9 protein-coding genes and 1 riboswitch are annotated in these 9,277 nt (G+C 70.0%); of the genes, 4 read left to right on the top strand and 5 right to left on the bottom strand.

The genetic code is table 11. From position 1 onward, the window contains the following. Positions 1–97: 97 nt before the first annotated feature. The 4 genes from ABD298_RS00870 to ABD298_RS00855 form a co-directional block, all read right to left on the bottom strand. Positions 98–832 carry an NADPH-dependent FMN reductase gene (locus ABD298_RS00870; protein WP_344297564.1) on the bottom strand — a complete coding sequence of 245 codons (735 nt, stop codon included), beginning with the start codon at positions 830–832 and terminating at the stop codon, positions 98–100. Positions 833–929: 97 nt separating this feature from the next. Then, positions 930–2,105 (bottom strand): serine hydrolase domain-containing protein, encoded by a 1,176-nt coding sequence (locus tag ABD298_RS00865; protein WP_344297562.1) that lies wholly within the window; start codon positions 2,103–2,105, stop codon positions 930–932. Between the two features lie 9 nt (positions 2,106–2,114). After that, a complete protein-coding gene (locus tag ABD298_RS00860; protein ID WP_344297560.1) occupies positions 2,115–2,957 on the bottom strand; it encodes an alpha/beta fold hydrolase in 843 nt (280 codons plus the stop codon). Between the two features lie 85 nt (positions 2,958–3,042). Next, positions 3,043–3,477: a hypothetical protein gene (locus tag ABD298_RS00855; RefSeq protein ID WP_344297558.1), complete on the bottom strand. Its 435-nt coding sequence runs from the start codon at positions 3,475–3,477 to the stop codon at positions 3,043–3,045. A 93-nt stretch (positions 3,478–3,570) separates the two neighbouring features. Here ABD298_RS00855 and ABD298_RS00850 point away from each other — a divergent pair, with 93 nt between their 5' ends. Beyond that, complete coding sequence (locus ABD298_RS00850) at positions 3,571–4,560, top strand: ArsR/SmtB family transcription factor (protein WP_344297556.1); 990 nt, start codon at positions 3,571–3,573, stop codon at positions 4,558–4,560. A 137-nt stretch (positions 4,561–4,697) separates the two neighbouring features. Here the strand turns inward: ABD298_RS00850 and ABD298_RS00845 are convergent, their stop codons facing one another. Further along, positions 4,698–5,927: an acyl-CoA dehydrogenase family protein gene (locus tag ABD298_RS00845; protein ID WP_344297554.1), complete on the bottom strand. Its 1,230-nt coding sequence runs from the start codon at positions 5,925–5,927 to the stop codon at positions 4,698–4,700. A 127-nt stretch (positions 5,928–6,054) separates the two neighbouring features. Further along, positions 6,055–6,167: riboswitch (SAM riboswitch) on the top strand. Between the two features lie 54 nt (positions 6,168–6,221). Here ABD298_RS00845 and sfnG point away from each other — a divergent pair. The 3 genes from sfnG to ABD298_RS00830 are packed head-to-tail and all read left to right on the top strand — an operon-like array spanning position 6,222 to position 9,276. Then, on the top strand, positions 6,222–7,406 hold the full coding sequence (gene sfnG / locus ABD298_RS00840) for a dimethylsulfone monooxygenase SfnG (protein WP_344297552.1): 1,185 nt from the start codon (positions 6,222–6,224) through the stop codon (positions 7,404–7,406). Beyond that, entirely contained in the window at positions 7,406–8,773 is a 1,368-nt protein-coding gene (locus ABD298_RS00835; protein ID WP_344297550.1) for an O-acetylhomoserine aminocarboxypropyltransferase/cysteine synthase family protein, read from the top strand. Before sfnG ends, ABD298_RS00835 begins: the two co-directional genes overlap by 1 nt. Further along, complete coding sequence (locus tag ABD298_RS00830; RefSeq protein ID WP_344297548.1) at positions 8,770–9,276, top strand: CoA-binding protein; 507 nt, start codon at positions 8,770–8,772, stop codon at positions 9,274–9,276. Before ABD298_RS00835 ends, ABD298_RS00830 begins: the two co-directional genes overlap by 4 nt. Position 9,277 lies beyond the last annotated feature (1 nt).

Here is a 9,277-nt window from a genome sequence, read left to right as displayed (position 1 = left end):
ATACCGCGCCCAGGCCCTGGCAGCCTAGGATCTCAATAAGCCAGTCCAACTATCGGGGACCAGTGCATTGCGGGGTCCCGTCCCCACCGTTGCGGGGTCAGACGGCGACAGCCTCGAACTCGCCCGCACGGACCTTGGCGAACGCGACGGTCCAGGCCACGAGCTGGTCCAGCATCGGGTCCACGGAGGCGGCCTGCTGCTCCCTCGGGGTGAAGACGGAGAAGTCCTTGAAGTCCGTGAAGAGCGAGAACATGCCGGTCTTCTGCACGTGCGCCACCTGCAGCTCGGACAGGATGCCGCGCAGGTGCTCGACGGCGCGCGCGCCCATCGCCGAGCCGTAGCCCACGATGCCTGCCGCCTTGTTCGCGAACTCGGCGTTGAGGAAGCTCAGCGCGTTGGCGAGGGCCGGCGTCGTCGAGTGGTTGTACTCCGCGGTGACGAACACGTAGCCGTCGAACTCTGCGATCTTCGCCGCCCACGCCTTGGTGTGCTCGCCCTGGTAGTTGCCGTACGCTGCCGGGAAGGCCTCGTCGAGCAGCGGGAGGTTGAACGAATCGATGTCCACGAGCTCGTAGACGGCGTCGCCGCGCTGGCCCGCGCGCGCCACGAGCCACTCGGCCACCTGGAGGTTGTTGCGGCCCGGGCGGGTGCTGCCCGTGACCACGGCGATGCGGGGCGCGCCGGCGCGCACGACGGCGGCGGGAGCCTCGGCGGGGGCGGTCGCCGGAGCCTGGGCCGCCTCGGCAGCCGGGGCGGCCTCGACGACGGGCGCCTCGGCACGGTGGGCAGCGGACGAGTCGGACTTGCCGAAGAGCTTGGAGAACCAGGACATGATGCCTCACAGGGGAGAGTAGTTGATGTTTCAACGATTACTCTACGCCGTTATAGTTGACGCATCAAGTTCCTGTTGCGGAGGTCATAGTGCCGCCTCAGGATTGGCAGAGGCGGTCCAGCGTCTCGTTCAGGGACGACTCGACCTGCGCCCCGTACAGCTCCCTCTGACGTGCGGTGTCGGGATCTTCGAGCTCGGTCGCGACGGGCTTGACCGAGACGCTCATGGCCGCTTGGTACCTGCCGTCGTCGCTCGCGACCGCCACTGTCACGTAGTGCCAGAAACCTCCGCGCCCCTCGTAGCGCTCATTTGTCGAGCAGCCGGAGTGCGTCCACAGGCCGAGCGCGTAAGGGAGCCCCGGCCTCGGGCTCTTCTTCATCTCCGCCAGAGACCGCGCGGAGACGAGCCTGCCCTGGAACAGCGCGCCGAAGAAGGTGTTCACGTCTGCCATGCTGGATACCGCTCCGTTGTACGGCATTCCAGCGGAGAACGTGTTGTCGCTGAGATCGATCCGTTCGCCGCGCAACGTCACATAACCGTGGAGGAGATCGGCCGCGCCGACGTCGACGCGGCCCATGCTGGTCTTCGGGAGCCCGAGCGGCGTGATCACCTCGTCCCGCAGGACATCGGCGAAGGGACGGCGCCGGAGCGTCTGGACGAGCAGCCCGAGTGCCGCGTAGTCGGTGTCCGAGTAGCGGAACCCTCCGACATCGGCGGCGGTCCACGGGAGGGTACCCGCCAGTTCGAGCGCGCGTTCCATGGTCATCGGTCGGCCGAGCAGTGGCCGGAAGTCGGGGTCGCCGGGGAGCGCGTCGTTGAAGTCTGGGAGGCCGGAGGTGTGGCTCAGCAGCTGCCGCACGGTGATCGCGCCCGGAGGCCTCAGCGAGGTTGTGAATCCCGGGATCACCTCGTTCACGGGGCTGTCGAGGCCGATCAGCCCGTCATCGACGAGCTTGAGCACGGTCACCGCCGTCATGGTCTTCGTGACGCTGGCTACCGCTACGCGGTCATCCGGCTGGGCCGGCGTCTTGGTGTCGAGGTCGCGGACCCCGTAGGCCCGTGACCACTCTCCCCCGGGCCACCGGACCTGAACGACGGCGGCCACGGCACCGTTGTCGATGAGCAGCCTGGCCTGGCTGTCCAGCGAGTCCATCGGGCCGGGCGCGGGAGCGGGCGGCGCCGGGTCCGGAGCGGCGTACGCGCAGCCCGAGAGCGCGAGGAAGAGTGCAAGCACAGCCGCTGCGCGCCGTCGGCCACCACGCTCGGGTGCCATGGTGATTCTCTACATTTCAGGGCTGCCAGGTTCGGGGGCGCCGGGGTGCGCCCTGATCCAGCGGCGCACCTTCGTGTTGAAGGCGTCGGCGTCCTCGAGGAAGCTCAGGTGCCCAGCACCGGGGATGACGGCGAGCTGGGCCCCAGGAATGGCTTCGCGCAACGCCTCCCCCACCGAGACCGGCGAGCGGACGTCCTCGGATCCGTAGAGGAGCAGGGTTGGGACCGAGATGGTCGGAAGCACGGGCCGGTAGTCCGCGAGCCCGGCCAGCTCGAGGAGTGAGCGCATGCCGGAGGGCCTGAAGTCGGCCATGATGCGGGAGATGAGGTCCACGGCCTCGGGAGCCGCGCGCTCGGTGACGAGGGTCGGCAGCCACACGGGGATGATCTCCGCAGCAGGCTTCTCAAGCTCCGCGAGCCCCCGGGAGTACCGGCGCTCGACCTCCTCGGGCGGCAGGGATCCTACCCATCCCGCGTAGGCCGAGGCCAGGATGAGCGTGGAGGCCGCGTCCGGCACCCCGCCGACGAGATCCAGCGCGACGGTCGAGCCGAAGGACAGGCCGAGCACATGCGGCCTCCTGGATCCGGTGAGCCCAGAACCGGCCAGGAACCCCGCGAGGACTGCGCCCAAGGTGCCCGCGAAGCCTGCCGGAAGGTCGTCGGAACCGCCGCACCCGGGGCAGTCCCAGGCGATGACGGTGAACTCGTCGGCCAGGTCGCGGAGCTGGAACTCCCAGATCCGGCTGTCCTCGTAGGCCCCGTGCAGCAGGACGAGCGGTGGACCGCTCCCGGCTTGGCGGTACGCAACGCGGATGCCGTCCACATCCACACTCTGGAGCTCTGGCACATCCATGCCGCAAGGGTGCGGCCTGGGCGTCCCTCCGTCAATGGGACCGGCGCCGGCGGACAGGACCGGCGCGACGGGACGGGGCCCAGCCTCAGGCGAAGGGGGTTGGAGTGACGCCCGCGCGCAGCATCGCGGCCGAATCCTCGTCCCGGCGGGCGCGGACGCGCGCGTCCAGCTCGGCCGCCGCGCCGACCTGGCCGGCGAGCCACCGCCACAGGTGCCGCAGGGCGCCGCGCAGCGCCGAGAGGTCCGGCAGGCCGAGCAGGTCGCCGGAGGTGTCGGGAACCGTCGTCGGCGCGACGAAAGGCCGGCCAACGAGCCGGGGAGCCCGCGCCGCATCCGGCTCGCGGAGCGGCGGGCGCGCGGACGACGGCGGGTTCCCGGCCGGCGTCGTGCGCTCACCGGCGAGTGGGCCTCCGGCGCCGCGGTGCGGGTCGCGGACCGGCCGGCGCGTGCCGGGTCGGAGCGGATGCAGGGTCCGGTCGAGGGATTCGGTGGAATGCTGGGTGCGGGTGTTCGTTGCCATGCCCACGAGTGTGCGCCGCACGCGGAGCGGCCGAAACGATTCGGCGTTCACCGAATCCTCGCCCTGAAGGGCGTGCGTTCCTACGCTGGATCCATGTTCATCACGCTCACCCACGAGGACCTCACGAGGGTCCGCTTCGAGGCCTCTCCGCTGTGGGAGACGGTCACGAGCCTGCGGGCCCTCCAGGCGGGGACGCCCCTGCACCGGCCGTGGGTCACCGAGGCACGCCGACGCATCACGGCCAGCGGCGACCCCCTCGCCCGCGAGCACCTGCGCCTGCTCACCACGCTCGTGCAGCCGCAGGGATTCATCGCCGACTCGCTCACGCCCACGCCCGAGCGGGGGGACTCGTTCGCCGACGCGCTCGATGCCGTCGCAGCAGTCCCGGGCGAGCTGTGGCTGCGCGACCTCGGCTACCTCGAGCGCCGCAAGCCGACGGGGACCATCCTCGCCACGCTCGAGGAGCTCCGTGCGGACATCGACGCCGCCGTGCCCCGCATCGTCGCGGCGCTGCGCTGGTACTGGGCGACCGCCGTCGAGCCCTACTGGCCGAGGCTGCGCTCGGTCCTGCTCGCGGACATCGACTCCCGTCTCGATGAGCTCTCGCACTACGGCATCCAGGAGGTCTTCAAGACACTCCACCCGAGCGTGCGCCCCACCGAGACGGGCCTCGAGATCACGCGCGGCTGCGAGGCCACGGACCTGCCCGAGCCGGGCAGCGGCCTCATCCTCGTGCCCAACGCGTTCGTGTGGCCGAACACGCTCGTGCTCAACATCGCCCCGTTCGTGCCGACCATCACCTACGCGCCCCGGGGCGTCGGGAGGCTGTGGGAGGCCACGCGCGAGACGCGCGAGTCCCCCATCTCGCGGCTGCTCGGGCGGACCCGGGCGCAGATCCTCGCCCAGCTCGACGTCCCGATGACGACGACGCAGCTCGCCTGCGCGCTCGACCTCGCCGCCGGGACGGTCAACGCGCACCTGAAGGTGCTCGCGGAGTCGGGGCTGACCGAGCCGGTGCGCGCCGGGCGGGAGGTGTTCTACCAGCGGGGCCGCGTGGGCGAGGAGCTTCTGGCCCGCGCCTGATGCTGTTGAGGGGTCATGTCCCTGCCTTGAGGGGTCATATTTCTAGAGAGCGGATTCCTGTTCTTAGAGACATGACCCCTCAACCTCCGGACCGGGGCCTGAGAGGCTAGGGATGTGACCCCACAAGGAGGGGCTAGCTAGCCGGCGGAGGCCGGGACTGCGGCCGTCGCCTCGCCGATGCTGTGCAGCGCGACTGGGGAGACCCCGTTGACGAACCAATCCCCCAGCCCGCGCGCCTTGAACGCCACGGGATTGTGCGTCGCGACCGTGCGCGCGTTGCGCCAGTGGCGATCCAGCGCCTTGCCCCGGGACACCGCGGAGGCGCCGGCCGTGTCGAAGAGCTGCTGCGCGGCGTCGATGACCAGCGGCGGCACGGCCACCTGGGCGAGGTCGACGGCGACCGCTCCCCGCGCGTAGCGGTCCTCGGCGCTCGCGTCGGGGCCCAGCGCGAGGGCGTCATCGAGCTCGCGGGCGGCCGCCAGCACCGACGACTCCGCGGCGAACGACTTCGCGGCGAGCTGGCCTACGAGGTTCAGGATGAGTGGGTCCTCGCGGAACAGCTGGCCTGAGCCTGTGGAGAACGTCCGCGTCCGCTTCGCGACGAGCGACGACGCGTCGCGCACCACGGCCTTGCCGATCCCGGCGAGGACGGACAGGAGCATCAGCTGCAGGAACGCGGGCTCGTGGGTGGTGGACTCGGTGCGCGGCACGGTGTCCTCGGCAGGGATCGGGACCTCGCGGAACACCGCCGTCCCGGTGCCGGTCATCTGCTGGCCGAATCCGTCCCAGTCGTCGCGGATCTCGACGCCGGCGTGCCGGGTCGGGGCGATCGCGTACAGCCGCGAGCTCCCGCCCTCAGGGGACGCCATGACGGCCACGTAGTCGGCGAAGATCGTCCCGGTCGTGTAGTACTTCTCGCCGGTGAGGAGGTACCCGCCGCCGCCCGCGGGCACGAGCCTGGTCGCCACCGTGCCGAGGGCGTTGCCGGAGCGCTCGGTCGCGGCGTTGCCGAAGATCGCGCCGTCGACGACGCGGCCGAACCACCGCGCGCGGAAGGCCTCGTCCTGGAGCGAGATCGTCTCGACGAACGCGAAGTGGGAGCGCAGCAGGTGCGCCACCGACGAGTCCGCGGCGGCGAGGTCGACGAGCAGGCGCACGAGGGTCTCGACGGATACTCCGAAGCCGCCGTGCTCGGCCGGGACGCGGAGGCGGCCGAACCCGGCCTCCTTGAGCCACGTGACCTGCTCGAACGGCAGCGTCCGGCCCAGTTCGCGATCCAAGGCACCCTCGGCAATGCGATCGAAGACCGGTGCGAAGCGCTCGGCGAGCTCCGTGTACGAGGCGGGGCCCGGCGTCGTGCGTCCCATGTGTGCATCCCTCTCCGGCGGGCCATCGGCGGGCGCACGCCGTCGAACAGTATTCGGCGCCAGCAGGCCGAGCGCGAGTGTGACGAAATAATTTGCATCGTTACGCCCTTTCTCGGGAGAATCACACTGACCATCCCGAGCGGCCGAGAGATCTGGATCTGTGACGCCGCAGCAACCATTGCCCCCAAATGCCGGAACAACGGCCGGAGCCAAAGGTGCTACTGCCAGAAGCGATGGTGAGCGATCAGGCACATCCTGCGCTGCACGTCGCGCCCGAGTTCCAAGGAGCGCAGCATGACCAACCACCGCATCGACTTCGAGACCCCGCTGAAGTTCGCGTACTGGGTGCCCAACGTCTCGGGCGGCCTCGTCGTCTCGACCATCGAGCAGCGCACCAACTGGGAGTTCGAGTACAACAAGAAGCTCGCCCGCATCGCGGAGGACTCCGGCTTCGAGTACGCCCTGACCCAGACCCGCTACGCCGCGAGCTACGGCGCGGACAAGCAGCACGAGGCGACCTCGTTCAGCCTCGCCCTCCTCGGCGCGACCGACCGGCTCAAGGTCATCTCCGCCGTACACCCCGGCATGTGGCACCCGGGTGTCCTCGCCAAGTTCATCATCACCGCGGACCACCTCTCCGGAGGTCGCGCGGCCGTGAACATCGTCTCCGGCTGGCTCAAGGACGAGTTCGTGAACTTCGGCCTGCCGTGGCTCGAGCACGACGAGCGCTACGTGCGCACCGAAGAGTTCATCAACGTGCTCCGCGGCCTGTGGACCCAGAAGGGCTACTCGCAGTCCGGCACGTACTACAACATCAAGGACTTCACCCTCAGCCCGGCCCCGCTGGACATCCCCGGCCGCGCGCACCCCGAGATCTTCTTCGGCGGCAATTCGACGGCCGCGCAGGCCGCCGCGGGCCGCACCGCGGACTGGTACTTCTCCAACGGCCGCGACCTCGAGCCGTTCAAGGACAACATCCGCGGCGTCCTGGCCGCCGCGCAGGACGGCCGGACCGCCCCGAACCCGCCGAAGTTCGGCCTCAACGGCTTCGTGATTGCCCGCGAGAGCGAGAAGGAGGCGCAGGAGACCCTGCGCGAGATCATCGCCAAGGCGCACAAGCCGGCCGTCGAGGGCTTCGCCGCCGCCGTCAAGGAGGCCGGCCAGTCCACGAAGGACGGCAAGGGAATGTGGGAGGACTCGACCTTCGAGGACCTCGTCCAGTACAACGACGGCTTCCGCACCAAGCTCATCGGCACCCCGGAGCAGATTGCCGAGCGGATGGTCGAGTACAAGAAGATCGGCGTAAACCTGTTCCTCACCGGCTACCTGCACTTCCAGGAGGAGGTCGAGGCGTTCGGCCGCGATGTCCTCCCGATCGTCCGCGAGCTCGAGGCGGACCTGGCCCGGAAGAACGGCACGGAGCTGCGCACGGACCTGCTCCCGGTGACCGGATTCCAGGCTGCCGGGGCGAACGCCTGATGGCCGAGCGCCAGTTCGGGTTCCGCACCCGCGCCCTGCACGCCGGCGGCACGCCCGACGCCGAGCACGGCGCCCGGGCGGTGCCGATCTACCAGTCCACGTCGTTCGTGTTCAAGGACTCGGACGACGCCGCGAACCTCTTCGCGCTGCAGAAGTACGGCAACATCTACTCCCGCATCGGCAACCCCACGGTCGCGGCGTTCGAGGAGCGCATCGCGTCCCTCGAGGGCGGCCTCGGAGCGGTCGCTACGAGCTCGGGCATGGCCGCGGAGTTCATCACGTTCGCCGCACTCACCCAGGCCGGGGACCACATCGTCGCCTCCTCCAAGCTCTACGGCGGCACGATCACGCAGCTCGACGTGACCCTGCGCCGCTTCGGGGTCGAGACGACGTTCGTGGATTCGACCGACCCGGCCGCGTTCAAGTCGGCCCTGCGCGAGAACACCAAGGCCGTCTACACCGAGGTAGTGGCCAACCCCTCCGGCGACATCGCCGACGTCGCCGGCCTGGCCGCCGTCGCCCACGAGCACGGCATCCCGCTCGTGGTGGACTCCACGCTGACGCCGCCGTACATTTTCCGGCCGATCGAGCACGGCGCGGACATCGTGATCCACTCGGCCACGAAGTTCCTCGGCGGCCACGGCACGACCCTGGGCGGCGTCGTCGTCGAGTCCGGCACGTTCAACTGGGCCAACGGCAAGTTCCCCTCCATGACCGAGCCCGTGCCGAGCTACGGCAACGTCACGTGGTGGGGCAACTTCGGCGAGTACGGCTTCCTCATGAAGCTGCGCTCCGAGCAGCTGCGCGACATCGGCCCGTCCCTGTCGCCGCAGTCCGCGTTCCAGCTCCTGCAGGGCGTCGAGACGCTCCCGCAGCGCATGGACGCGCACCTCGCCAACGCCAAGGCGGTCGCGGAGTGGCTCGAGGCCGATCCGCGCGTGACCTACGTGAACTACGCGGGCCTGCCCTCGCACCCGCAGTACGAGTTCGCCCAGGGCATCCTGCCGCTCGGCGTGGGCTCGGTGTTCAGCTTCGGTGTGAGGGGCGGCCGCGAGGCCGGGTCCCGCTTCATCGAGGCCCTTCAGCTCGCGTCGCACCTGGCCAACATCGGCGACGCCCGCACGCTCGTGCTGCACCCGGCCTCGACCACGCACCAGCAGCTCTCCGCCGAGCAGCTCGTCGCGGCGGGCGTGCCGGGTGACCTCATCCGCTTCTCGGTGGGGCTCGAGGACGTCGAGGACATCATCTGGGACCTCGACCAGGCGTTGGCCGCAAGCCAGGAAGCGGACGAGCTTGAGGAAGAGTTCGCTGCACCGACGTACGACGGCGAGGCGTGCTCCCTGCCGCTGAAGGGAGCCGCCAAGTGAGCGCGACCGTTGAGACCGCGGAGCGGACCTGGGTCGGCCCGACCGCCCCGGAGCGACTGCAGATCCTGCGCGAGACGAAGTCCATCGCGATCGTCGGAGCGTCCGACAAGCCGAGCCGCGCCAGCTACTTCGTCGCGACGTACCTGCTCTCCTCGACGAAGTTCACGGTCTACTTCGTCAACCCGGCGCTGAAGACGATCCTGGGCCAGCCGGTCTACCCCTCCCTCGCGGACCTGCCCGAGGCGCCGGACCTCGTCGAGGTGTTCCGCCGCCACGACGACATCCCGGGCGTCCTCGAGGAGGCCAAGGCCGTAGGCGCCAAGACGCTCTGGCTCCAGCTCGGCTCGTGGCATGAGCAGGTCGCGGCCGATGCCGAGGCGGCAGGAATGAACGTCGTCATGGACCGCTGCGTCAAGATCGAGCACGCCCGCTTCCACGGCGGCCTGCACCTCGCGGGCTTCAACACCGGGGTCATCTCGAGCAAGCGCCAGGTCCTGTCCTAGC

This window comes from Sinomonas flava, assembly GCF_039531875.1.
GTDB classification, from domain to species: Bacteria; Actinomycetota; Actinomycetes; order Actinomycetales; family Micrococcaceae; genus Sinomonas; species Sinomonas flava.
The sequence above is the reverse complement of the archived record's forward strand: the minus strand, read 5'-3'. Positions and strand labels throughout refer to the sequence as shown.

Coding starts and splice junctions, on each gene's coding strand:
- ABD298_RS00870 (WP_344297564.1), bottom strand. CDS start 832: ATGTCCTGGTTCTCCAAGCTCTTCGGCAAGTCCGACTCGTCCGCTGCC.
- ABD298_RS00865 (WP_344297562.1), bottom strand. CDS start 2,105: ATGGCACCCGAGCGTGGTGGCCGACGGCGCGCAGCGGCTGTGCTTGCA.
- ABD298_RS00860 (WP_344297560.1), bottom strand. CDS start 2,957: ATGGATGTGCCAGAGCTCCAGAGTGTGGATGTGGACGGCATCCGCGTT.
- ABD298_RS00855 (WP_344297558.1), bottom strand. CDS start 3,477: ATGGCAACGAACACCCGCACCCAGCATTCCACCGAATCCCTCGACCGG.
- ABD298_RS00850 (WP_344297556.1), top strand. CDS start 3,571: ATGTTCATCACGCTCACCCACGAGGACCTCACGAGGGTCCGCTTCGAG.
- ABD298_RS00845 (WP_344297554.1), bottom strand. CDS start 5,927: ATGGGACGCACGACGCCGGGCCCCGCCTCGTACACGGAGCTCGCCGAG.
- sfnG (WP_344297552.1), top strand. CDS start 6,222: ATGACCAACCACCGCATCGACTTCGAGACCCCGCTGAAGTTCGCGTAC.
- ABD298_RS00835 (WP_344297550.1), top strand. CDS start 7,406: ATGGCCGAGCGCCAGTTCGGGTTCCGCACCCGCGCCCTGCACGCCGGC.